The organism is Glutamicibacter mishrai (assembly GCF_012221945.1).
In the GTDB taxonomy this organism is placed as follows: domain Bacteria; phylum Actinomycetota; class Actinomycetes; order Actinomycetales; family Micrococcaceae; genus Glutamicibacter; species Glutamicibacter mishrai.
On the sequence record NZ_CP032549.1, the window covers coordinates 3383204 to 3406006 of the forward strand.

Consider the following 22803-nt stretch of genomic DNA (forward strand, 5'->3'; position numbering starts at 1 on the left):
CATGAAAACTGTGTAATGAAGCCGAGTACTCAGGAGTTGTGATGGCTGCACCGTCCGAAGCAAGCATGAAAGAAATCCGCGAGCTGATCGCGGTGGACACGACGAGCCGGGACACGAACTTGCCGCTCATCGAAAATGTTGTCGACAAGCTTCGAGCGCACGGTGTCGAGTCAACGCTGATTCACAACGAGGATGGCACCAAGGCTAATCTGCTGGCGACCATCCCGGCCAGCGACGGCACACTTTCTGGCGGCATTGTGCTCTCCGGGCATACGGACGTTGTCCCTGTTGATGGACAGGACTGGAGCAGCGAACCTTTTGATGCCCAGGTGCGCGGTGACAAACTCTATGGCCGTGGAACCTGCGACATGAAGGGCTATCTTGGGGTCATTCTTGCCAAGCTTGATCAACTGACCAGCGCCCAACTCTCAGAGCCGATCCACCTGGCCTTGTCCTACGACGAGGAGGTGGGCTGCGTCGGCGCAGTCAGCCTGGTCGAGAAGATTGTGGCTGACGGATTGGCACCGCGCGGATGTTTTGTAGGGGAGCCGTCGAGCATGCGCGCCATTCGCGGGCATAAGTCGATGAACGTCTTCCGTGTGCAATTCAACGGCGTTGCCGCCCACTCATCGCTTCCTGCTGAAGGGGTCAACGCAATCTCCTACGCGCTAAAGTTTGCGAACTTCGTGGAAGAGGTGTCCGCGGAACTTAGAACGAGCGGACCTAGCGATGAGGCATTTATCGAGCCTACGACCACCATGAACGTGAACAAGTTCGACGCTGGCATCGCAGTGAATACGATCCCTTCCCAAGCGGTAGTGTTCTTCGAGTACCGGTCGCTGGCAGTGGTCGATCGTGAGGCGCTCACCGCTCGTTTCCGTGATGAAGCAGCGAAGCTGGAAGCGCAAATGCGTGAAAAGAATCCATCCTGCTCGGTCAGCTTCGAGCAGCAGGCCGGCGCCCCGGGACTGGATACCGAGCCCGGTGAAGAAATCGTTGCGCTGGCAGCCGCATGCGGCGCGATAGCCACCGATGAGAAAGTCACCTACGGCACCGAGGCGGGCTTGTTCTCGGCAGCGGGCATCCCGACGGTGGTGTGCGGCCCCGGCGATATCGCCCAGGCGCACGCGCCAGACGAGTACATCTTGCTCGAGCAGATTTCCGAGTGCGAAAACTTCATTGACTCACTGATTGCGCAGCTGAGCTGATGAGCGCCTCAGGGCGAGCTACCGCACAACAGGTGGCGATGGCGCGCAGGGCCGTCATCTCCAGTTCCATCGGTGCGGCCCTCGAATGGTTCGACATCATTGTTTATGCGACCTTCGCTACCACCATTGCCAAGGTGTTCTACCCGGAATCGGATCCGACTTTCGCGCTGATCCTCACGTTCGCGACCTTTGCGATTTCCTACGTGATCCGACCGCTCGGTGGCATGGTGCTGGGAAGCTATGCGGATCGCAAGGGGCGGAAGAAGGCGCTGACGCTGACACTTGGGCTGATGATGCTGGGCACCCTGATTATGGCTGTAGCTCCACCTTATGCCTCGGTGGGAGTGGCTGGCGCGCTGATCATCCTGCTCTCCCGGCTGATTCAAGGCTTCTCGGCTGGCGGCGAGTTCGGAACCGCTACTGCCTTCTTGATCGAAACGGCGCCGCATAAGAAGGCGTACTACTCGTCGTGGCAGGTCGCCAGCCAGGGTGCCTCGATGATGCTTGCCTCCGGGTTCGGATACTTCCTGACCACGGGGCTGAGTCCTGAGGCTCTGGAATCGTGGGGCTGGCGTGTGCCATTCTTCGTTGGTTTGCTGATCGGCCCGGTGGGCTTGTATATCCGAGCCCGGTTGGAAGAGACCGAGGAATTCACTGCGGCGGAAAAGGAGAAATTCCCGCTCGGGACGCTCTTCAAGCTGCACTACGGGCGGTTGCTGGCCGGCGTCGCGGTGATCGGTGTGGCAACGATTTCGATCTACCTGATCCTGTTCATGCCGACTTTTGCGGTCAATAATCTCGGCATTCCGGGGGACGCGGCGTTCTTGGGAGGCATCGCGGCCGGCGTGATCACGCTGTTCGGTGTTCCGTTCGTCGGACATCTGGCTGATCGCATCGGCCCGGCTCGGGTGATGACTTATGCAGCTGTGGCGGCCTTTGTCCTGGCGTATCCGCTCTTCAAGCTGATGACTTCCACCCCTACGGTCGGGGTCATGGTCGTGGTGATCGCGCTGCTGGGCGTCATCATGTCCTTCTACTTCGGTCCGTTGCCGGCGCTGCTGTCCGGGCTGTTCCCGGCCGCGATCCGTGGTTCCGGATTGTCCGTGGCCTATAACGTCGGCGTCACCTTGCTGGGTGGCATCGCTCCGCTGGTGTTGACCTGGCTGCTGAAAGCCACTGGCTCGTTGGATGCACCGAGCATCTACTACATGGCGATCGCCGTGATCTCTTTGGTGGGACTGTTCTTCGTGAGAAAGCGCTACGCGCAGCGCTAGACAGTGAGGCCACAGAACAGTCGTGCCCGCCAGCTTCTCGCGGAAGCTGGCGGGCTCGACTTTTTGCATCGGCAGGGATCAGAGCGCTACGAGCAGTACGGCTGTCCAGTGGCAAAGGAACGCGATGATCGTGCAGGCATGGAACAGCTCATGGAAACCGAAAATGGTTGGCAGGGGATTAGGGCGTTTGGTGGCGTAGAAAACGGCTCCAACTGTATAGGCCAAGCCACCAGCCAGGATCAGGATCATCACCGCCGGGTTCGCTGCCCAGAAAGCTGGCAGCTGCATCAGCGCGCCCCATCCGAGGAGGATGTAGAGGCTTACGCCGACCCATCGCGGGGCGGTGGGCCAGATGGTCTTGATGGCGATTCCAGCTAAAGCGCCCGCCCAGATGATGGAAAGAACGATGATGGCTTGCTTGGCTGGAAGAGTCAGCGCTGCGACCGGGGTGTAGGTGCCAGCGATGAGCAAGAAGATGTTGGCGTGATCGGCGCGGCGGAACAGGCCCATGACCTTATCGGTCCAATTGCCGCGATGGTACAAAGCGGACGTGCCGAACAAGAGGATCGAGCACAGCGCGAATACGGCACTGGTCCATTCGGCCAAGTGGCCATCGGCCAGGACAATCAACACCAGATTCATGATGATGATGCCAGGCGTTGACCATGCATGGATCAGTCCGCGCCAGCGCGTTCGTTCGGTGCCGATCGACAAGAATTTCTTCGGCGCCCGAATTTTTGCGGTGGGGATCATCGGATCAATGGCCACGGGAGTCCTTAACGTAGTGCTCGGGGGAATGAACCCCTTTCTGGAAGTCTACGTCAGGATTCTGGGTTCCTACTGTGCCGGGTGCTTGATGGTAGACAGGAAAAAACCCGCCCAATTTACATTGGACGGGTTTCCTGCTCAGCCCTGGTTGAGAACCAGATGTTGCGGTTAAGCGCGCTTCTTGGTGATGAATCCCCAAATGAGAAGGACGATCAACGCGCCACCGATCGCCAGGATCCAGCTCCAAAGCGAGAAGAATCCGCCCATGCCCTTGTCGAAAATGAGGCTGCCGATCCAACCGCCGAGCAGTGCGCCGACGACGCCTAGCAATAGGGTTGCGATCCATCCGCCACCTTGCTTACCCGGCAGGATTGCTTTTGCGATAGCGCCAGCAATCAAGCCCAAAACTATCCATCCAATGAATCCCATGATTCGCTCCAATGGTCAGATTCTCTAGTGATCGGGTTTGACCACTTAGTCCAGACATTACATGGCTTTGAGCTGGGGTTCTACGGGTGGCGCGGTGATTTTCGGGCTTTTCACAACATTGATTCAATCGCAGCTTGAAGGTTGACTCGAATTCGCCGGTAAAAATGCACCTGATAAGGGCGTTAGGCAAATGTGGAGATTGGCTTGTGCAAAATGGTTGACATGGATCACGGTCACTCTTACGCTTGTTAAATCAGATTTTATCCAATCAAACCATCCTTAAGTCTGATATTAGGTTTGCGCACGACGGAGTGAATACATGAGTGAACTGGTTCCCGCCATCATCGTTATGGGTGTTTCAGGCAGCGGAAAGACCACTATTGGTCAGATGCTGGCAGATGAGCTGAATCGTCAATTCATTGACGGCGACAGCCTGCACCCTGAGTCCAATAAGCAGAAAATGGCAGCAGGCGAAGCTCTGAATGACCAAGACCGCGAGCCGTGGTTGAAGGTCATCGGCCAGAAACTCGCTGAGGGAACCAGCCAAGGTGAACCGCTGGTCATCGCATGCTCCGCTTTGAAGCGCAGCTACCGCGACCTGATTCGCTCTCTCGAACCGTCAACCATTTTTGTGCACCTGGCAGGTGTGCCCACGGTCATCCGCGATCGCATGAACGCTCGCTCCCATGAGTACATGCCTTCTTCGCTGCTGGACAGCCAGTTGGCCACTTTGGAATTGCCAACTGCCGATGAAGCAGTACTCACTGCGGATATTTCCAAATCCCCACAGGACATCGTGCGTCAGCTTGTTGTTGACCTCGGGGTAGCACACTTCGCATAAACCACCTGCCAGATGCTGGCATGGTTAACCATTGATCAAGGACGACAATGACACCTGAGCTCGAATTGAACTGGACGCTGGGCACGCCCGGTCTCCTCGGCCTAGCAGTAGCGGCGGTCGCCGTGCTGCTGGTTCTAATTATCCGCTTCAGAGTCCACGCATTCGTGGCTCTGGTTCTCACCAGCCTTTTGACCGCCATCGCCGCAGGTATTCCTGCAGGATCGGTCATCACGACTTTGACCAGTGGCTTCGGCTCAACGCTTGCGAGCGTTGCCTTGCTGGTCGGTCTTGGCTCAATGCTCGGACGCATGCTGGAAACCAGCGGCGGCGCCGAAGTCATGACCAACTGGCTGATTTCCAAGTTCGGCGAAAAGCGTGCACCTCTGGCCCTCTCCGTGGCCTCGCTGCTCTTCGGCTTCCCGATTTTCTTCGATGCAGGCCTTGTGGTCATGCTTCCGATTATCTTCACCGTGGCCCGTCGCCTGGGCGGATCGGTGTTGTTCTACGCGATTCCTGCCGCAACCGCCTTCTCGGTCATGCACGTCTTCGTTCCTCCTCACCCGGGTCCAGTGGCTGCATCGGGTCTGTTGGAAGCCAACGTCGGCCTGGTGCTGATCCTGGGCCTGGTCGTTGCCATTCCGACCTGGTTCTTCTCCGGCCACCTGTTCGGCAAGTTTGTCGGCAAGAAATTCGACATCCCGGTACCTGACATCCTGGACGCTGCCCTGGGCAACGGTTCGGGCAAAGATGACTTCAAGTCCTCGCCTTCCGTAGGAACAGTTTTCAGCCTGCTGCTTCTGCCGCTGGTGCTGATCTTCTTGAACACCGGATTGAACATGCTCGGCAGCGCCGGTGTCGTGGATGCTGAAGCTTCGTGGGTTACCTGGCTGCGCCTGTTCGGCGAGACCCCGGTAGCGCTGCTGATCACCGTACTGCTCGGAATGATCCTGCTCGGCTTCCGCAAGGGCAAGGACAAGACCCTGATCGAAACCGTTGTGGATTCGGCACTGGGCCCAGTGTGCTCGATCATCTTGATCACCGGCGCCGGTGGCATGTTCGGTGGCGTGCTGCGTGCCAGTGGCATCGGCGACGCCATTGCCGATTCGCTGCAGTCGGTAGGCATGCCGCTGATCATCGCCGGCTTCCTGATCGCCGCCGTCGTGCGCTTGGCCCAGGGTTCCGCCACCGTGGCATTGACCACCGCCGCTGCCATCGTGCAGCCGGCCGTTCTGGCTGATAGCTCCCTGACCGCATTCCAGGTCGCGGCCATGGTGCTGGCGCTGGCCGCCGGTTCGGTCTTCGCAGGCCACGTGAACGACTCCGGCTTCTGGCTGGTATCGCGCTTCCTGCAGATGGATGTCTCGACCACCTTGCGTGTTTGGACCGTAGGCCAGGCACTGGTTTCGGTTGTCGGCTTCGTCTTCGTGATGGTGCTCTACGGCATTGCGACGATGGTCGCCTAGGGCACGCTCCGCTAGCGAAAAAATCCGCTGTCCCCAACAATTGTTGGGGACAGCGGATTTTTGTTACCCGGATAGGCAATCAGTGATTCGCTCGGTTTAGTGCGCGTCCTTGGCCGGGTCGACAAAGAGGCGCGGCTGGCCTTCCCAGAGGCTGCAGATTTCGTTGTGGGTGCGGCGCATGATGCTTTCCATGTTCTTGCGCGCGCCGGCCGAATCGGAATTGGAGATGGCATCGGCCACCGACTGGTGCCAGAGCAAGGCTTCTTCGTGCGGACGTTCAGGCATCAAGCCGAGTTCGGTTCGACCACGAAGGATTGCGCCGATGGGAGTCGCCAGGTTGGCGAACATTTCGTTGCCCGAGGCGGCCAAGACCAAAGCATGGAAACGGATGTCCAATTCCAGGAATCGGCGAAGATCGCCTTGGCGCCCGTAGTGGTTCATCTGAGCCGAAATCATCATCAGCTCTTTGCGCATCGCTTCCGGCGCGACCTCGGCGGCAAGTTCAGCGGCCATAGGCTCAACTGAAATACGCAGTTCGGTCAACGAACGCAGCTGCGTGCCCTTCTGATCCCCGGCCAGTCGCCAGCGGATGACTTGAGTGTCATAGGGATTCCAGCTTTCGGCCCCCAAGACCCGGATGCCCACGCGCTTGGTGCTGGTCACCAGTCCGCTCTGCGCGAGGACGCGGACGGCCTCGCGGATCACCGAGCGGGAAACTTGAAGTTGCTGTTCGAGATCGGCGGCAAGGATGATCGAGCCGCGGGGAATTTGTCCGCTGACGATGCGGGAGCCGAGATGCTCAACCACATGAGCGTGCAGACTTGTTGCCATAGGGATAGTTTAGCTAACGACTAGGGACAAGTAGCGTTGCGCCCACCGAATACACAAAATAAATATGTTTTTAGTTCGGTCATTCTCTGGGAAACAGTGCCCTGTGCCTAGTAGTATGGAAAGGTCACGTGGTCGTGATTCAGGGGCCATGGTTTATGGTCTCTGTTAACGGCACACCCTCCCCGTAATTGATGGAGACTTATTTTTATGCCTGCACAGATTGGTGTCACAGGTCTGGCCGTGATGGGTGCAAACCTCGCCCGTAACTTCGCCCGCAACGGATACACTGTCGCCCTGCACAACCGCTCGGTCGGAAAGACTGACGCGCTGCTTGAGGCGCATGGCGATGAAGGCGACTTCATCCGCACCGAAAGCCTCGAAGAGCTGGTTGCGAACCTTGAAACCCCGCGTCGCGTCCTGATTATGGTCAAGGCTGGCGGCCCAGTAGATTCCGTCATCGACCAGCTGGTTCCGCTGCTGGATGAAGGCGACATCGTCATTGACGCAGGCAACTCGCACTACACCGACACCCGTCGCCGCGAAGCAGCCCTTAATGAAAAGGGCCTTCACTTCGTTGGCGTTGGCGTCTCCGGCGGCGAAGAGGGCGCACTGCTCGGCCCATCGATCATGCCAGGCGGCTCGGCTGAGTCCTACAAGGCACTGGGCCCGATGCTGGAAAAGATTTCCGCTAAGGCCGACGACGGAGCTCCTTGCTGCGCTTGGATTTCCACCGATGGCGCTGGCCACTTCGTGAAGATGGTCCACAACGGCATCGAATACGCCGACATGCAGGTTATCGGCGAAGCTTACGACCTGCTGCGCAGCGCTGCAGGTATCGAACCTGCTCAGCAGGCGGAGATCTTCAACGAGTGGAACCAGGGCGAACTGTCCAGCTTCCTCATCGAGATCACCGCTGAAGTACTGGGCCACACCGACGCCGCCACCGGCAAGCCGCTGATCGACGTAATCCAGGACTCCGCAGGACAGAAGGGCACCGGTCGCTGGACCGTGCAGTCCGGCCTGGACATGGGCTCGCCGGTTTCGGCTATTGCTGAATCGGTATTCGCTCGTTCGCTGTCCTCCCAGCGCGACATCCGCGCCGTGGGCCAGAAGGTCCTCACCGCGGACACCACCGAGGTCACCCTTCCAGAGAACTTCGTCGAAGACGTGCGCCAGGCGCTGTTCGCATCCAAGCTGGTTTCCTACGCGCAGGGCATCGATATGCTGACCTCTGCTGCTGGCGAATACAACTGGCAGCTGAAGCTCGACGAGATCGCCGGCCTGTGGCGTGAAGGCTGCATCATCCGTGCAGCACTGCTCAAGGACATCACCGCAGCCTACTCCGCAGACGAGAAGCCTGCGAACCTGCTCTTCGCCCCAGCCTTCGCTGAAGCGATCGCCAAGGCTGTTCCAGCATGGCGCCGCGTTGTCGCTGTTGCCGTTCAGCTGGGCATCCCAGCACCAGTATTCTCCTCGTCGCTGGCCTACTACGATGGCCTGCGTCGCGATCGTTTGCCAGCAGCTCTGACCCAGGGCCTGCGCGACTTCTTCGGTGCTCACACCTACCGTCGCACCGACAAGGAAGGCACCTTCCACACCTTGTGGAGCGGCGACCGTTCTGAGATTGCAGCAGAGGACACTCACTAGAGTTTCCACAGTAAAAACCGGCCCTTTTCCTAAGGTAATTCTTGGGAAAAGGGCCGGTTTTTCTTTTTGGGAGGTGAGTCACAAAGACAATTTTTCGCCCGTAATTATTGAGAATAATCGGTGTCGATCAATCATTCATGGAAAACACCTAACTGGATCGGCATTTGCTAACAGGTAGCGTCTATATAAATTTTTCATGACGAATTCACCTGAACAGCAGAACACTCGAGTCCAACAGCGAGCCACCGAAAAAGCTTCGAAGACCAAAAAGCCATCACGCCGAACTGTACTCATCGGCTCCCTGGCCGTCCTCGCGTCAGCGGGCGGGGGTGCAGGCTGGGCATTGGACCGCTTCGTGGTTGAACACGTTGAGCAAACCGGTGTCAGCAGCGCGGCCACGGCTACCGCAGCCGTCGCTTCGGATAGCTCGGCCACCGTTACGGATACCAGCTACACTTCGGATCTTGCCGAGATCAACATCACCAAAACCGTAACCGGCAGCGGAACGAGCCAAGTCACTTATTTTGCAGCCGACCTGAACCTCAAAGAAGGCACAGTTCTTGCCTCAGCTTTCGCGAAAGATAGTTTTGGTGAAAATATCACTGAAACCACCAGCGCGATTGCCGAAAACAACTCTGCGATCTTCGCTATCAATGGGGACTACTACGGGTTCAGGGACACCGGCATCATCATTCGCAACGGCGTCGCCTATCGAGACAAAGGCGCTCGTGAAGGGCTGGCCTTCTATAAAGACGGAAGCGCCAAGGTTTACGACGAGACCACAACCGATGCTGACACGTTGGTTTCTGAGGGAGTCTGGCAGACGCTGTCCTTCGGGCCAGCGGTCGTAAAGGACTCAAAGCAGGTAGATGGCATTGACCAGGTCGAGGTTGACACCAATTTCGGCAACCACTCGATCCAGGGCCAACAGCCACGAACGGCCATTGGCGTCATCGATGACAACCACTTTGTCTTCGTAGTGGTTGACGGGCGCTCTGAGGGATACAGCGTTGGGGTGACAATGCCTGAGCTCGCCCAGATCATGTTGGACCTCGGGTGCAAAACCGCCTACAACATTGATGGCGGCGGATCATCAACGATGTACTTCAACGGCCAGCTCGTGAACAACCCGCTTGGCCGGAACCAAGAGCGTGGCACCTCGGACATCATGTTCATCGCAGGTCAGGGGTAGCACGATGATTATCCTGATTCCGGCCTACGAACCTGATGAAAAACTCAACATTCTCATTGAGTCGCTGCAGCTTGAAAACAACGAAACGATCCTCGTCGTGGTTGACGACGGCAGTGGACCCGAGTCTGGAGAAATCTTCTCCTACGCTCAACGCCAAGGGGCAGTCCTTGTCCAGCACGCGGACAACAAAGGCAAGGGAGAAGCACTGAAAACAGGATTTGATTACGTAGCCGAGCACTTCCCAGGCCACGATGTCGTAACGGCCGACTGCGACGGACAACATGCCGCTGTCGACATCTACGCTGTAGCCAGAAAAGTAGGGCAACACAGAAGCATCGTCATGGGCGAACGCGAATTCGCCGGCAACGTCCCACTGCGGAGCAAACTGGGCAACAAGGCCACCGCGCTGCTCTTCGCTTTGTCTACCGGTACGTGGCTCAATGACACGCAAACCGGACTTCGCGGGTTCCCGGCCGAAATCCTACCCTGGCTAGGTACGGTTCCCGGCGAGCGCTACGAGTATGAGTTGAACATGTTGCTGGAGGCAAAAAGGAACGATGTTGAGCTGGAAAGCGTGAAGATTCAGACAATCTATCTGAACGACAACGAGAGTTCCCATTTCCGGCCCATCCGGGATTCGATGCGGATCTATGCTCCGCTGCTGAAGTTCTCCGCCTCCTCACTGGCAGGATTTGCGGTAGATACGGTCTTGCTGCTCGTCTTCACAGCTCTGTTCAACGATTTGCTGCCAGCGGTAGTCCTTGCTCGCCTGGGCAGTGCTGCTGTGAATTTCTGGATCAATCGCCAATTGGTCTTCGCCGAGGGGCGTTCCCTGTCGTTGCGCTCAACGGTGAGTCGGTACGCATTGTTAGCGGTGGTGCTGCTCGCGCTGAATTATGAGGTGCTAGTCCTGCTTTCGGCTATTGGCACTCCGTTGCTGCTGGCAAAAATCCTCACGGAAATCACGCTGTTCTTGCTGAGCTTCTCGGTTCAAAAGAGGTTTCTTTTTCGAAAAAAATCTAACAGATCGTCGCCATTCGAAGATTCACAAGATGGACATTTAGTGAATACAGAGTCATCACAGGGGCGCAGTGAAAGATAGTTATATACCCTCCGAGAAGCAAAATTAAATTGCTGGTATTCCGAATTTATATGTAGAAAGAATGCTCATGAAACGCTCATTTCGAACTAAGGCACTGAGTTCAGTTGCCGCCTTGTCCCTGGCCCTGACGATGGCCGGCTGCGCAACGACTGGAAGCGGCACCACCGTTTCCGACGTCATCGATGCAACCAGCAGTGCCAGCACTGCCGCCACGGTTGCTGAGAGGAGCGCCGCATCCGCTGATACCACGACCGCCTCGGCCAGTGATATTTCGGAAGATACTCACTATGACGAAGACGATCTCACGTGGGACGCGGACTCCGAAACGAGCGTTTCACTCGCTGATGACGGCACCAAGGCCTCGGGAACCGACGCGGATAAGGTCTCGGTTGATAAAGGCACGGTCACGATCAGTGGCGCAGGAACCTACCGGCTATCGGGTTCGCTTAGCGACGGCAAGATTGTTGTCGCGGCCGGCGAAGAAGACGTAGTTCGAATCATTCTGGATAATGCTTCGATCACCAGTTCGACCGGTTCGGCGATTGAAGTAGATGCGGCCAACGAGACCTTGCTCTACCTGGAAAAGGGCACGAGCAACTCGGCATCCGACGCGAGTACATACGCGGATACCGCAGATGACGCCGCCAATGCAGCTATTTATTCGATGGCCGACCTGACCATCGCAGGTGAAGGCTCTTTGGACGTCAAGGGCAACTACCAAGATGGCATCTCTAGCAAGGATGGTTTGGTCCTCGCTTCGGGGGACGTAACCGTCAGCGCGGCAGATGACGGAATCAAGGGCAAGGATTATGTGGCCCTATTGGGCGGTGACGTCAAGATTACTGCCGATGGCGACGGCATCAAGTCAACCAATGACACCGACACCGATCGCGGCTGGCTGCACCAATATGGTGGCCAGCTATCCGTGGCGGCCGGTGACGACGGCATCAAGGCCGAACAGCTGCTGACCCTCAGTGGAGGCGCTGCAACGGTCAGCAAGTCCTATGAAGGGCTGGAAGCGCCAACGATCAACATCTCGGGGGCGACAGTCAACGTGACCGCCACTGATGACGGGGCCAATGCGACCGCTGGCAGCACCGATACCAGCGCGCAGGGTGGCGGAGGCATGGACGCAGCGCAGGATGCTCACCTGAACATCACCGGTGGCAAGGTTACCGTCACAGCGGAAGGCGACGGGCTGGATTCCAACGGGGACATCTCCATAACCGGCGGCACTACCGTAGTGAACGGGCCGACCAACGGCGGCAACGGGGCTCTGGACTCAAATGGCGATATCACTGTTGACGGTGGCGCGCTCTTTGCCGCTGGCAGCGACGGCATGGCAGAGGGCCTGAGCGACACCTCCAAGCAGTCCGGCGTGCAGGCATCCCTGGGGACAACCGTTGATGCAGGAACCGCCATCCACATTGTCGACTCCAGTGGTGAACTTGTTGCAAGCTTCGTGGCTTCAAAGGCTACAGCGAATGTCGTGTACTCCAGCTCGGAGATTGTTGATGGCGATAGCTACAGCATCTACACCGGAGGAACCGCTGACGTTGATGCCGGACTCGGGACCGGCAATATTACCGATGCAACGAAGGTCGCCACTGCGACTGCCGGCGAGTTCGAGACCGGCATGGGTGGCGGCGTGGGCGGCGGCATGGGCGGACAGGGCGCCGGTCCCGGCGGCCAGTAGAACTTCATATTCCAGAGGGTAGTCATATAGCTGAACCCCGTTGTCCCAATCATGAGCTGGGGCAACGGGGTTCAGTGTCGTTTCAGGCGAAGTGCAGGCCGGTCAACTCTCGCAGGCGACGAGGGTTTTAGCATCCTCCAGCAGTGTGCTGGCTTGCGCTGGGGCAATCCGGACCAGCGCGAAGGAGGCAACAACCAGCCCGGTGATCGTCGAGGCCAAGCGCTGCTGCACCGCCGGCTCCAGTCCGGGGTGTGCTGCATTGATGCCTCGGCTGAAGGCGACTTCCAGTTCTTCGCGGTATTCCTGTACGAGCTGGGAAACGTGCGAGTCGGCGGACAGCGGTGAGCTGGCGGTGTTGATCAGCAGGCACCCATTGCTAGTTGGCAGTGCCTCTGGTTGGCTGAAGACGGTGATTAATCCGTCGAGATATTCGGCAAGTGCCGAGGCGCTGACTCGTTCAGCCATGAGGGGTTGGAGTCGCGGTCGGACGATTTCATCGAGGTAGCTTTGGACTGCCGCGTCGAAGAGTCCCCGCTTGGAGCCAAAGGAATTGTAGATGCTCGAACGGCTCAGGCCGGTGGCTGCTTCAAGGTCCGGGATCGAGGCGGCCTCAAAGCCCTTGGCCCAGAAGAGCGATCGTGCACTTTTGATGACTGTGATGCTGTCAAAGGCTAGTGTTCTTGCCATCACATACCTTTCTGCTTTCGGAAACGACCATTACAGTATATATTGAAATGGACGTTACAGAATACTTGTTCCGCTAGAACTTACAGGAGCTGTTCCCCATGATCATCACCGCACTCGTGCTGGCCACCTTGGCTGCATTGCTTCACATGTACATCTTCTTCATGGAATCCCTGTGGTGGACCACTCCCAAGGTCCGCGCCACCTTCGGCTCCAGCCAGGCCGAAGCCGAAGCCACCAAAGAGATGGCCTTCAACCAGGGCTTCTACAACCTGTTCCTGGCCATCGCCACCTTCGTCGGCGTCATCTTCCACATCGCAGGACAGGCAACCATCGGCTCGACCCTGGTCTTCACCGGAACCGGATCAATGCTCTTGGCAGCTTTGGTCCTGATCCTCTCCAGCCCATCCAAGGCATCAGCCGCCATCAAGCAAGGTGTCTTCCCGCTGCTCGCCGTGATCGCACTGGCCATCGGCGTAGCACTCTAGATTTTCAAACCCGAAAAAATTCGAATCAGGAAAGGTACTCAACACCATGAGCGAAACCACCAGCACCCAGATCCACCTCGCAAGCCGCCCTACCGGATGGCCTACTGATGAAAACTTCAGTGTCGAGCACGTGGAACTCCCAGAGCTGGCCGACGGCGAAGTACGGGTACGCAATGAATTCATTTCCGTCGACCCATACATGCGCGGGCGAATGAACGACACCCGCTCGTACGTGAAGCCATTCCAGATCGGCGAACAGATCTCCGGCGGCGCGGTAGGCCGCGTCATCGCTTCCCGGGACAGCTCGCTTCCCGAAGGCACCCTGGTCCTGCACCAGCTCGGCTGGTCTGACCTGGCGCAGGGCCCGGCAGCGAACTTCAAGCAGATCCCTGACCTGCCAGGCGTGCCCAGCTCGCTTCGCCTGCACATCCTCGGCATGACCGGACTGACCGCATATGTCGGCCTGAAGGCCATCGCCGGCCTGGTTGAAGGCGAAACCGTCTTCATCTCCGGCGCAGCAGGCGCCGTAGGAACCGCCGCCGGGCAGATCGCCAAGCTCATGGGAGCCAAGCGCGTTATCGGCTCCGCCGGCAGTGCCGAAAAGGTCGAACTGCTCACCAGCAAGTACGGCTACGACGCCGCCTTCAACTACAAGGACGGCGACGTCCGCGGCCAGCTGGCAGCTGCTGCTCCTGAAGGCATCGACGTCTTCTTCGACAATGTCGGCGGAGACCACCTCGAAGCCGCGCTGGCTGCCTTCAATGACGGCGGACGCGCAGCGCTGTGCGGCGCCATTGCCAGCTACAACACCACTGAGCCGACCCCGGGCCCGCAGAACATGGCCAATCTGATCACCCGCGGGCTGAAGCTGCAGGGCTTCACCCTGTCCAGCTACCTGAACTACGGCGAAGAATTCTCCCAGCTCATGGGACAGTGGTTCGCAGAAGGCAAGATCGCCTACGACGAGACCATCGTTGATGGCGTCGACAACACCGTCCAGGCCTTCCTGGACATGATGGGCGGCGCAAACACCGGCAAGATGCTCGTACGCATCTAGCAGGGCCAAGCACCCGAAAACCAATGCTGGTGGGGCCAACCGGAATACTCCGGTTGGCCCCACTGGCGGTTAACCCAGAGATTGATCGCAGGGGAGTCTAGGCTTTGGCTCCAGCCGCTTCTGGCAATCGCACCATGCGCGCGTCAGTGATCAGCGGGGCCGTGGGGTCTTGTTCGACCAGGCCATCAAAGGCAAAGCCATTTCGCCGGTAGAACGCGATGGCGCGGGGATTCTTTTCCGTCACCCACAACATCGCAGGCTCATCGCCAAGTACGGCCTCCAGCAGCTGCTGGCCCGTGCCCGAGCCGTGATGGTCATTCAAGACGTACAGGTTGTAGAGCTGGCGTTCGATCCCTTCGGGGACGTCGGTGGCATCCTTGGGCAATGGCGCGGAGAAGGAGAAGCCGACCAGGCGATCCTGCTCGTCGCTAGCCACGGCAATCCGGAATCCAGGATTGGCGTCATCAAGGATGCGCCGCCACATGCTGATCCGCTGCTCAAGATGCTGGGCGGTGAAGAAACCTTCTGGCAATAGCTCGCTGTACGTCTGCTTCCAGCACTCGACATGCAAGGTGGCGAGTTCTACGGCGTCCTTAGATACCGGCTTCCGTAAAGTGATGCTCAATTGCTGCCTCCAACATAATCGTTCAGGTGGATTCCGGTCAGGGTGCCAGATGAGCTCAGGGCCGCGGGAGTTCCTTCAAAGACGATCTGGCCGCCTTCGTGGCCGGCGCCTGGGCCTAGGTCGATCACCCAGTCGGCGTGGGCGACGACGGCCAAATGATGCTCGATGACAATGACGGTGTTGCCTTCATTGACCATTTCATCGAGCAAGCCCAGCAGGTTCTGGACATCGGCCATGTGCAGACCTGTGGTTGGTTCATCGAGCACGTAGGTGCCGGAGCCTTTGCCGAGGTTGATCGCTAGCTTGATGCGCTGGCGCTCGCCGCCAGAGAGCGTGCTCAGCCGCTGTCCCAGCTTGAGGTATCCGAGGCCTACCTGGTTCAAGCACTTCAGCATGGGCTTGGCCTTTGGAATCTTCAGTTGTTCCAGCGCCTGCCCCATGCTCAGATCCAGCACCTCGCTGATATTCAGACCGTCCAAGGTGTAGTCCAATACCTCGGCGGTAAAGCGCGTGCCTTCGCAGACTTCGCAGGGAAGAGCCACCCCAGCCATCGAGACCAGATCCGTGTAGGTGAAGCCGACGCCTTTGCAGTTAGGGCACGCGCCCTCGGAATTTGCGCTGAACAGGGCCGGCTTGACCGAATTGGCTTTGGCGAAGGCCGCACGGATCGGATCCATGATCCCGGTATACGTCGCTGGGTTGGAACGTCGCGAGCCTCGGATGGCGCTTTGGTCGACAACAGCGACATCCTCGCGCTTGGAAATCGTGGAATGGATCAGCGTGGACTTGCCCGAACCGGCCACGCCAGTGACGGCGCACAAGACACCAGTTGGAATATCAACATCCACCTCTTTGAGGTTATGTGTCGAAGCGCCCCGGATTTCCAGCGCACCCGTAGCTGAACGGGTTTCGGTCTTGAACGGAACACGGGTGGAGAAGTGCTGGCCGGTACGAGAGCCGCTGTCCAGCAGTCCTGATACGTCTCCGCTGTAGCACAAGGTTCCACCATGGGTTCCGGCTCCCGGACCCAGGTCAACGACGTGGTCAGCGATCTTGATGACCTCGGGCTTATGCTCCACGACAAGCACGGTATTGCCCTTGTCCCGCAAGTTAGCCAGCAGGCCATTCATCCGCTGGATATCGTGAGGATGCAGTCCCACCGTCGGCTCGTCAAAAACATAGGTGACATCCGATAGCGCGCTGCCCAGATGCCGGATCATCTTCACGCGCTGGGCTTCGCCGCCAGATAGCGTGCCGGACGGGCGATCGAGCGAAAGGTATCCCAAGCCCAATTCCACCATCGAGGTCAGCACTGCACTGAGATTCGCAAGCAGGGGAGCGGCATCTGCAATCTGGATCTTCGCCAGTTCATCGACAAGTTCCGAGACCTGCATGGAAGTCATGTCGGCAATGCCCAAGGAATTGATTTGCGAGGCACGCGCTTTTTCGCTCAACCGCGAACCGCCACAAGCCGCACACGGCGCTGTGGTCGAAATGCGTTCGATCCATTCCCGGATGTGGGCCTGTTTGATTTCCCTGCCCGAGAGGATGTAGTTGGACTTGATGCGGGTGATCAGCCCGGAGTAGCTCATATTGGCGCCATTGAGCTTGACCTTGCCGTCTTCGGCGTAGAGCAACCGGTCTAGCATCTCTTGCGGCATGTCCTTGAGCCTTAGATCAAGTTCCACTTCAGTGCCGGCGGTCAGGGTTTGCCAAAGCCACGCGCCCGGTGCGAAGTTCGGGGCCTTGATGGCACCTTCATTCAGAGTCTTGTCCCAGTCGAGCAACTCATCCAGATCGATGCTGGCCTCGGTTCCAAACCCTTCGCACACCGGGCAAGCGCCCTGGCCGAGGTTAAACGAATATGCTCCGGCACCTCCGGCGCTTGGGACCGAATAGCGCGAGAACAGAACACGCAAAAGCGAATATGCATCGGTGGCTGTGCCGACCGTGGAGCGGGAATTGGACCCCATGCGCTCCTGGTCAACAACGATCGCTGCCGACAAATTCTCCAAAACCTCGACATCTGGTCGCGGCATTGACGGCATGAACGTCTGGATAAAAGACGTGTATGTCTCATTGATCAGGCGTTGCGACTCGGCGGCAATTGTCCCGAAGACCAAGGAAGACTTCCCAGACCCTGAGACACCGGTGAATGCAGTGATGCGCCGTTTGGGAATATCAACGTCGATGCCTTTGAGGTTATTTTCCCTCGCTTGACGGACTCGAATCATGTCATGGGCGTCGACCGGATGCTGGTTCATAGTGCCAACACTACTAATTGGCGAGCGCTGCGGGTACTCCCGATGACCAGTGACCTGGTTGACGGGCCGAAGCGAGAGCGACATTGCGGTCAATGCCACTGCGCTCGCCGTGAGACAGAGCCGATCAGTATGCACGGTCCGTGCGGATTGAAGGCTTAATTCTGCGAAACCAGCGTGGGCGAAATAATGATGCAAATATTCTGCCAGGGTCACAGCCAGCCCACTGGCTTCGAATATTTCCAAGGTCAGTTTGAGTTTTTACGGCAAATCTTCGAAATCCGGCGCTATTCTTGGAATTCCCTAGCGTTTCATAATTTTTCAGGCTTGCCTGGCATCGCATTATCATTATCGAGGCGTGTGCTGCGACACATCAGTAGCATTCCGACATAACGCCGAGTTCTCCAACCACCAGAAGGACCTTCATGAAGCTGCTGAAATCTATTCCCTTGCTTGGCTGGGTGCTTGTCGCCATCATCCTAGGCGTCTTATTGGGCCCCGTCATGCCGGTATGGTTGGGAAGCTTGTTCCTTACCTACAATTCGATTTTCTCGGGCTTCCTGAGCTTCGTTGTACCGCTGATCATCTTTGGCCTGGTTGCCCCCGCCATTGCTGAGCTTGGAAAAGGCGCAGGCAAGTGGCTTGGCATCACCGCTGTCATTGCCTACAGTTCGACCATCTTCGCAGGTCTTCTTGCGTACTTTGTGAGCCGCTGGGTATTTACCCCGTCTCTGTCCGGGGGTGGGCTGGAAGCCATCGGTGAAGGAGAAGGATCAGGATTCGAACCATTTGTCACCCTTGCGTCTAGTGCAGGAGATTCAGCAACTGAAATCGTCCTGCCACCAGCCCTGGATGTGATGACTGCATTAGTCTTAGCCTTCATCCTTGGCCTCGGCATGACAGCGTTCCGTTCCAAGGTGCTTTTCCGTGGCGTGGTTGAGTTCCGAACCATCATTGAGCTCGTGATTCGCCGCGTTGTAGTGCCGGCGCTGCCACTGTTCATCTTCGGTATTTTCCTGGACCTTTCGGCCAGTGGTAGTGCCATCACCGTGGTCACCAAGTTCCTGCTAGTTGCCGTTGTGTCCTTCGCGCTGACCCTTGTAGTGCTGCTGATCCAGTACTCGATTGCCGGTGCCATGAATAAGCGCAATCCGCTGACCGCATTGTGGGGCATGCGTGATGCGTACTTCACCGCTCTGGGCACCTCGTCTTCGGCGGCGACTATTCCGGTCACGCTGGCTTCGGCAAAGAAGAATGGTGTGTCGGATTCTGTGGCCGGATTTGTGATCCCTCTGGGAGCGACCATCCACCTCTCGGGCTCGATGGTGAAGATCACCTGCTTCTCCATCGCAGTTCTTCTGCTCACCGGTGGGGATGTCAACTTCGGCTCCTACCTCCCCTTCATCCTCATGCTCGGTGTCATGATGATTGCCGCTCCGGGCGTTCCTGGCGGAGCTATCGCTGCGGCCGCTGGTCTGCTGGCACAGATGCTCGGCTTCGGCGAGGTGGAAGTTGGACTCATGTTCGCCGCCTACATTGCACTTGATAGCTTCGGTACCGCAACCAACGTGACCGGTGACGGCGCGGTGGCAATGATCATGCAGAAGCTGACCAACGGAAAGCTAGGCACACAGCCGCAGAGCGAGGAAGACGAAATCGTCGAGCTGGCTGACGGCTCCAAGAGCGCCCATCAGCTAGGCGAGTAAAGCGCCTCAATACACGAATGGCCGATGTTCCCATCAGGGAACATCGGCCATTCGTTTTTGAGGAACTTGGACTAGATCCACATGGCTGGATCGATGTACTCGGCAGGGTCCACCGCCGGCTTGCGCTCTTCAGGCTTGCGTGGGCGATTCTGCGCAGGGATTCCGGTCACGATGGATCCTTCAGGAGCGTCCTTGACCACTACGGCATTGGCACCGATTGCCGAGTCGGCACCGATCACTATCGGGCCCAGCACCTTGGCGCCGGCGCCGATGACAACGCGGTCGCCGATGGTTGGGTGGCGCTTGACCTTGGCCAAGGAACGTCCACCGAGGGTCACTCCGTGATACAGCATGACGTCTTCGCCGATTTCCGCGGTTTCACCGATGACGATGCCCATGCCGTGGTCAATGAAGAAGCGACGGCCGATGGTGGCGCCTGGGTGGATTTCAATTCCGGTAAGTGCGCGGGTTGCCTGAGAAATCAAGCGTGCAACTCCCTTGGAAGAAGGGTTCTGCCACAACTTGTGGGCCAGCCGGTGAGCCCAGATGGCGTGCAACCCGGAATATACGAAAAAGTTTTCGGTATCGCTGCGTGCCGCAGGGTCATGTTGTCGAGCTGTGGCCAGGTCTTCACGCAGCCGGGAGAAAAAACTCATGAATACTACCTTAGGGGTTGCGGTTCGCTGTGGCGGAATCGTAAGACGTCACACAGCAAATCGGCACGAGCTGCACCGATTTAGGTCTCTATTAGACCCAACGGTGGCTCGCGCCGATTTATTCTAGTTTGCCGAAACTTATTTAGCCGCGGATGTCATCAAACAGCAGGGTGGAGATGTAGCGCTCACCGAAGTCAGGAATAATGGCAACAATCTGCTTGCCTGCATTTTCTTCGCGAGCAGCGATCTGCAATGCGCCCCACACGGCTGCACCGGCGGAGATACCGCCGAGGATGCCTTCCTTGACGCCCAAGGCGCGTGCAGTGGAGACCGAGTCTTCGATGCTGGCGTCAAGGACTTCGTCGTACAGCTCGGTATCAAGAACTTCTGGGATGAAGTTCGCGCCCAGGCCCTGGATCTTGTGTGGGCCTGGCTTGCCGCCATTGAGGATCGGGGAATCCTTCGGCTCAACGGCGACGATCTTCAGCTCCGGGTTCTTTTCCTTCAAGAAGCGGCCTGCGCCGGTGATGGTGCCACCGGTACCGATACCTGCAACGAGGATGTCGATCTTGCCTTCGGTGTCGTCCCAGATCTCTGGGCCGGTGGTGTCCGAGTGGATCTGCGGGTTGGCGGTGTTGGCGAACTGCTGTGCCCAGACGGCGTTGTCAGAAGTTGCAACGATTTCCTTGGCCTTCTCCACTGCGCCGCGCATGCCATCGGCACCCGGGGTCAGCACGATCTCGGCGCCGAAAGCGCGCAGCATGACACGACGCTCGGTGGACATGGTTTCCGGCATGGTCAAGATGACCTTGTAACCGCGAGCGGCGCCGACCATGGCCAGGGCAATACCGGTGTTGCCGGAGGTGCCTTCGACGATCGTGCCGCCTGGCTTCAGCGCGCCGGACTTCTCGGCAGCGTCAACGATTGCAACACCGATGCGGTCCTTGACGGAGTTGGCTGGGTTGTAGAATTCCAGCTTTACGGCGATGTTGCCGGCCAGGCCCTCATCGAGTCGGTTCAGCTTCACCAGCGGGGTGCGGCCGATAACTTCGGTGACGTTGTTGTAAATCTTGCCCATCTTCTATGCAGTCCTTACGTGACTCATTGCGGCCGCGATTGCTGGCGGCGAGTTACTTGCAGATGACCGGCTCAATGGCGCGGACACCTTGGAGGTTCGTATCCAACCCTAGTAGGCGATTCATCAACCTAGGCTTCATTTAGCCATTGAGCGTAATATTTCCTGACCTTTGCGAGTTTCGGGTCAATAATCACGCGACAATATCCGACATCTTGGTTCGCAGAGTAATAATCCTGATGTATTTGCTCTGCCGGGTAGAAATCTTTGGACTCTTCTATGGTGGTGACGATCGGATTAGGGTATAAAGGCCCGAATTTTTCCATGGAAGCAGTAAACAGTTCGCGCTGCTGGTCGTCGAGCGGGAACATCGCCGAACGATACTGGGTGCCCACGTCGTACCCCTGGCGGTTGAGCGTCGTAGGGTCATGAACGGTGAAGAACATGTCCAAGATGACTTCGGCTGGCACAACCTGTGGGTCAAAGATGACGGCGACGCCCTCGGCATGGCCGGTTGTTCCGGTGCACACTTGCCGATAGTCGGGATTGCTGGTGTGTCCGCCGATATATCCGGAGATCACCGCGTGAACGCCGCGGGTGCGTTGGTAGACCGCATCCAGACACCAGAAGCAACCTCCTGCCAAGACGAAAGTTGTCAGCTCGGTGTCTTCAAGCTGCAGCGTTGGACTGAATTGATGTGGTGATTGAAGGCTGAGAATACTCACATAGTTCATAACGATGCGGCGTTGCATTCTGTTCCATCCGTATTGGCAACGCGTAGGGTGGTGCATATGCAGAGCAAGGCAAACAACTCGCAAGAACCGGGGAAGAAGACCCCAACCCCGGACGCTGCTGCGCTTAAGCCCGTTACCGGAGATGACGTGAAGCCGACGGAAGAAGCAACCTCCCCGACGCCAACAACCTTGGGTAACGTCCTTGAAGCAGTGGAAGAGCTTTGGCCCCATTCCTTAGCCGAGGACTGGGACGCCGTAGGGCTAGTTACCGGACGTACCGGCCAGCAGGTTTCGAAAGTCGTCATGGCAGTGGATCCGACCCTGGAGGTGATTGAAGATGCGATCGAGCGTGGGGCCGATCTGCTGATCACTCACCACCCGCTGCTTTTGCGCGGAGTCACCCAGGTGGCTGGCACGAGTTTCAAAGGCGAAGCGATCCACCGGCTCATCGAGTCCGGAACAGCATTATTAACCGCGCATACCAACGCGGATAGTGCCATCGGGGGAGTCAACGACGCACTGGCTGACGCCTTCGGGCTCAAGGAGTGCGTTCCGCTAGTTGATTCCAAGGACGGCCTGCCCGAGGAAGGATTGGGGCGTGTGGGTTTCCTTGAGAAGCCCATGAAACTCGAAGACTTCGCAGAACGTGTTTACACCGTGCTTCCTGCGGTTGCCGGTGGCGTGCGAGTTGCGGGAGATCGTACCGGGATTATCCGCAAGGTTGCATTGTGCGGCGGTGCTGGAGATTCGCTTTTTGATGCTGTCCGCTCGCATCAAGCAGATGTATATGTCACCGCGGACCTGCGCCACCACCCAGCTAGTGAAGCGCGCGAGGCAGCCAATGGAGGATTCCCGTATCTCATTGACGTTTCGCACTTTGCTTCGGAGTGGGTATGGCTTTCGGCCGGCGCACGAGCTTTGGGCAATGTGCTCAACGACTTGGGGCATGCCGTAGAGATTGAGATCTCTCAGGTGAACAGCGACCCGTGGGACTTCGTCTTGACCCCTTAACTGGATGCGCCGCGTGTGAATCGTTACGGGCCGGTCCCGATCAATTGAATGGCTG

General features: G+C 57.9%; 21 protein-coding genes. 12 read left to right on the forward strand and 9 right to left on the reverse strand.

Features of this window, described 5'->3' with window-relative positions:
- Positions 1–41: 41 nt before the first annotated feature.
- Positions 42–1208: an acetylornithine deacetylase gene (argE, locus tag D3791_RS15760; RefSeq protein WP_246242193.1), complete on the forward strand. Its 1167-nt coding sequence runs from the start codon at positions 42–44 to the stop codon at positions 1206–1208.
- On the forward strand, positions 1208–2482 hold the full coding sequence (locus D3791_RS15765) for an MFS transporter (RefSeq protein WP_022877059.1): 1275 nt from the start codon (positions 1208–1210) through the stop codon (positions 2480–2482). Before argE ends, D3791_RS15765 begins: the two co-directional genes overlap by 1 nt.
- Positions 2483–2560: 78 nt before the next feature.
- Here D3791_RS15765 and trhA read toward each other — a convergent pair whose 3' ends face one another.
- Both trhA and D3791_RS15775 read right to left on the reverse strand, forming a co-directional pair.
- Positions 2561–3250 (reverse strand): PAQR family membrane homeostasis protein TrhA, encoded by a 690-nt coding sequence (gene trhA / locus D3791_RS15770; RefSeq protein ID WP_022877060.1) that lies wholly within the window; start codon positions 3248–3250, stop codon positions 2561–2563.
- Positions 3251–3418: 168 nt separating this feature from the next.
- Complete coding sequence (locus D3791_RS15775) at positions 3419–3679, reverse strand: GlsB/YeaQ/YmgE family stress response membrane protein (RefSeq protein ID WP_022877061.1); 261 nt, start codon at positions 3677–3679, stop codon at positions 3419–3421.
- Between the two features lie 319 nt (positions 3680–3998).
- Between D3791_RS15775 and D3791_RS15780 the strand changes: the two genes are divergently transcribed.
- Positions 3999–4520, forward strand: coding sequence for a gluconokinase (locus D3791_RS15780; protein ID WP_022877062.1), 522 nt, complete (start codon positions 3999–4001; stop codon positions 4518–4520).
- 47 nt (positions 4521–4567) lie between these two features.
- The gene (locus tag D3791_RS15785; RefSeq protein WP_022877063.1) at positions 4568–5983 is read left to right on the forward strand and encodes a GntP family permease; all 1416 of its coding nucleotides are present in this window, start codon (positions 4568–4570) and stop codon (positions 5981–5983) included.
- 96 nt (positions 5984–6079) lie between these two features.
- Here the strand turns inward: D3791_RS15785 and D3791_RS15790 are convergent, their stop codons facing one another.
- On the reverse strand, positions 6080–6814 hold the full coding sequence (locus D3791_RS15790; protein ID WP_022877064.1) for a FadR/GntR family transcriptional regulator: 735 nt from the start codon (positions 6812–6814) through the stop codon (positions 6080–6082).
- 207 nt (positions 6815–7021) lie between these two features.
- Between D3791_RS15790 and gndA the strand changes: the two genes are divergently transcribed.
- The 4 genes from gndA (at position 7022) to D3791_RS15810 (ending at position 12451) form a co-directional block, all read left to right on the forward strand.
- On the forward strand, positions 7022–8461 hold the full coding sequence (gene gndA / locus D3791_RS15795) for an NADP-dependent phosphogluconate dehydrogenase (RefSeq protein WP_172512770.1): 1440 nt from the start codon (positions 7022–7024) through the stop codon (positions 8459–8461).
- A 196-nt stretch (positions 8462–8657) separates the two neighbouring features.
- The gene (locus D3791_RS15800; protein WP_172512771.1) at positions 8658–9653 is read left to right on the forward strand and encodes a phosphodiester glycosidase family protein; all 996 of its coding nucleotides are present in this window, start codon (positions 8658–8660) and stop codon (positions 9651–9653) included.
- Between the two features lie 4 nt (positions 9654–9657).
- A complete protein-coding gene (locus tag D3791_RS15805; RefSeq protein ID WP_022877067.1) occupies positions 9658–10755 on the forward strand; it encodes a bifunctional glycosyltransferase family 2/GtrA family protein in 1098 nt (365 codons plus the stop codon).
- Positions 10756–10822: 67 nt separating this feature from the next.
- The gene (locus D3791_RS15810) at positions 10823–12451 is read left to right on the forward strand and encodes a carbohydrate-binding domain-containing protein (protein WP_172512772.1); all 1629 of its coding nucleotides are present in this window, start codon (positions 10823–10825) and stop codon (positions 12449–12451) included.
- A 102-nt stretch (positions 12452–12553) separates the two neighbouring features.
- On the opposite strand, the gene D3791_RS15815 is transcribed toward D3791_RS15810, so the two are convergent.
- On the reverse strand, positions 12554–13138 hold the full coding sequence (locus D3791_RS15815; RefSeq protein WP_022877069.1) for a TetR/AcrR family transcriptional regulator: 585 nt from the start codon (positions 13136–13138) through the stop codon (positions 12554–12556).
- Between the two features lie 98 nt (positions 13139–13236).
- Here D3791_RS15815 and D3791_RS15820 point away from each other — a divergent pair, with 98 nt between their 5' ends.
- Both D3791_RS15820 and D3791_RS15825 read left to right on the forward strand, forming a co-directional pair.
- Positions 13237–13623 carry a DUF1304 domain-containing protein gene (locus tag D3791_RS15820; RefSeq protein WP_172512773.1) on the forward strand — a complete coding sequence of 129 codons (387 nt, stop codon included), beginning with the start codon at positions 13237–13239 and terminating at the stop codon, positions 13621–13623.
- Between the two features lie 46 nt (positions 13624–13669).
- Positions 13670–14680, forward strand: coding sequence for an NADP-dependent oxidoreductase (locus tag D3791_RS15825; RefSeq protein ID WP_172512774.1), 1011 nt, complete (start codon positions 13670–13672; stop codon positions 14678–14680).
- A gap of 97 nt (positions 14681–14777) precedes the next feature.
- Here the strand turns inward: D3791_RS15825 and D3791_RS15830 are convergent, their stop codons facing one another.
- Entirely contained in the window at positions 14778–15305 is a 528-nt protein-coding gene (locus tag D3791_RS15830) for a GNAT family N-acetyltransferase (protein WP_172512775.1), read from the reverse strand.
- Complete coding sequence (locus D3791_RS15835) at positions 15302–17569, reverse strand: ATP-binding cassette domain-containing protein (protein WP_172512776.1); 2268 nt, start codon at positions 17567–17569, stop codon at positions 15302–15304. The genes D3791_RS15830 and D3791_RS15835 overlap by 4 nt, the downstream gene beginning before the upstream one ends.
- A gap of 422 nt (positions 17570–17991) precedes the next feature.
- Between D3791_RS15835 and D3791_RS15840 the strand changes: the two genes are divergently transcribed.
- Positions 17992–19272 (forward strand): dicarboxylate/amino acid:cation symporter, encoded by a 1281-nt coding sequence (locus tag D3791_RS15840; RefSeq protein WP_172512777.1) that lies wholly within the window; start codon positions 17992–17994, stop codon positions 19270–19272.
- A 71-nt stretch (positions 19273–19343) separates the two neighbouring features.
- Here the strand turns inward: D3791_RS15840 and epsC are convergent, their stop codons facing one another.
- The 3 genes from epsC to msrA all read right to left on the reverse strand — a co-directional run bounded on the left by epsC (position 19344) and on the right by msrA (position 21662).
- On the reverse strand, positions 19344–19928 hold the full coding sequence (epsC, locus tag D3791_RS15845) for a serine O-acetyltransferase EpsC (RefSeq protein ID WP_022877075.1): 585 nt from the start codon (positions 19926–19928) through the stop codon (positions 19344–19346).
- 142 nt (positions 19929–20070) lie between these two features.
- Entirely contained in the window at positions 20071–21006 is a 936-nt protein-coding gene (gene cysK / locus D3791_RS15850) for a cysteine synthase A (RefSeq protein WP_022877076.1), read from the reverse strand.
- A gap of 128 nt (positions 21007–21134) precedes the next feature.
- Positions 21135–21662, reverse strand: coding sequence for a peptide-methionine (S)-S-oxide reductase MsrA (gene msrA, locus D3791_RS15855; protein WP_028268905.1), 528 nt, complete (start codon positions 21660–21662; stop codon positions 21135–21137).
- A 132-nt stretch (positions 21663–21794) separates the two neighbouring features.
- On the opposite strand from msrA, the gene D3791_RS15860 reads away from it, so the two are divergent.
- Entirely contained in the window at positions 21795–22748 is a 954-nt protein-coding gene (locus D3791_RS15860) for a Nif3-like dinuclear metal center hexameric protein (RefSeq protein WP_022877078.1), read from the forward strand.
- Positions 22749–22803 lie beyond the last annotated feature (55 nt).

Coding starts and splice junctions, on each gene's coding strand:
- argE (WP_246242193.1), top strand. CDS start 42: ATGGCTGCACCGTCCGAAGCAAGCATGAAAGAAATCCGCGAGCTGATC.
- D3791_RS15765 (WP_022877059.1), top strand. CDS start 1,208: ATGAGCGCCTCAGGGCGAGCTACCGCACAACAGGTGGCGATGGCGCGC.
- D3791_RS15775 (WP_022877061.1), bottom strand. CDS start 3,679: ATGGGATTCATTGGATGGATAGTTTTGGGCTTGATTGCTGGCGCTATC.
- D3791_RS15780 (WP_022877062.1), top strand. CDS start 3,999: ATGAGTGAACTGGTTCCCGCCATCATCGTTATGGGTGTTTCAGGCAGC.
- D3791_RS15785 (WP_022877063.1), top strand. CDS start 4,568: ATGACACCTGAGCTCGAATTGAACTGGACGCTGGGCACGCCCGGTCTC.
- D3791_RS15790 (WP_022877064.1), bottom strand. CDS start 6,814: ATGGCAACAAGTCTGCACGCTCATGTGGTTGAGCATCTCGGCTCCCGC.
- gndA (WP_172512770.1), top strand. CDS start 7,022: ATGCCTGCACAGATTGGTGTCACAGGTCTGGCCGTGATGGGTGCAAAC.
- D3791_RS15800 (WP_172512771.1), top strand. CDS start 8,658: ATGACGAATTCACCTGAACAGCAGAACACTCGAGTCCAACAGCGAGCC.
- D3791_RS15805 (WP_022877067.1), top strand. CDS start 9,658: ATGATTATCCTGATTCCGGCCTACGAACCTGATGAAAAACTCAACATT.
- D3791_RS15810 (WP_172512772.1), top strand. CDS start 10,823: ATGAAACGCTCATTTCGAACTAAGGCACTGAGTTCAGTTGCCGCCTTG.
- D3791_RS15815 (WP_022877069.1), bottom strand. CDS start 13,138: ATGGCAAGAACACTAGCCTTTGACAGCATCACAGTCATCAAAAGTGCA.
- D3791_RS15820 (WP_172512773.1), top strand. CDS start 13,237: ATGATCATCACCGCACTCGTGCTGGCCACCTTGGCTGCATTGCTTCAC.
- D3791_RS15825 (WP_172512774.1), top strand. CDS start 13,670: ATGAGCGAAACCACCAGCACCCAGATCCACCTCGCAAGCCGCCCTACC.
- D3791_RS15835 (WP_172512776.1), bottom strand. CDS start 17,569: ATGAACCAGCATCCGGTCGACGCCCATGACATGATTCGAGTCCGTCAA.
- D3791_RS15840 (WP_172512777.1), top strand. CDS start 17,992: ATGAAGCTGCTGAAATCTATTCCCTTGCTTGGCTGGGTGCTTGTCGCC.
- epsC (WP_022877075.1), bottom strand. CDS start 19,928: ATGAGTTTTTTCTCCCGGCTGCGTGAAGACCTGGCCACAGCTCGACAA.
- cysK (WP_022877076.1), bottom strand. CDS start 21,006: ATGGGCAAGATTTACAACAACGTCACCGAAGTTATCGGCCGCACCCCG.
- D3791_RS15860 (WP_022877078.1), top strand. CDS start 21,795: ATGCAGAGCAAGGCAAACAACTCGCAAGAACCGGGGAAGAAGACCCCA.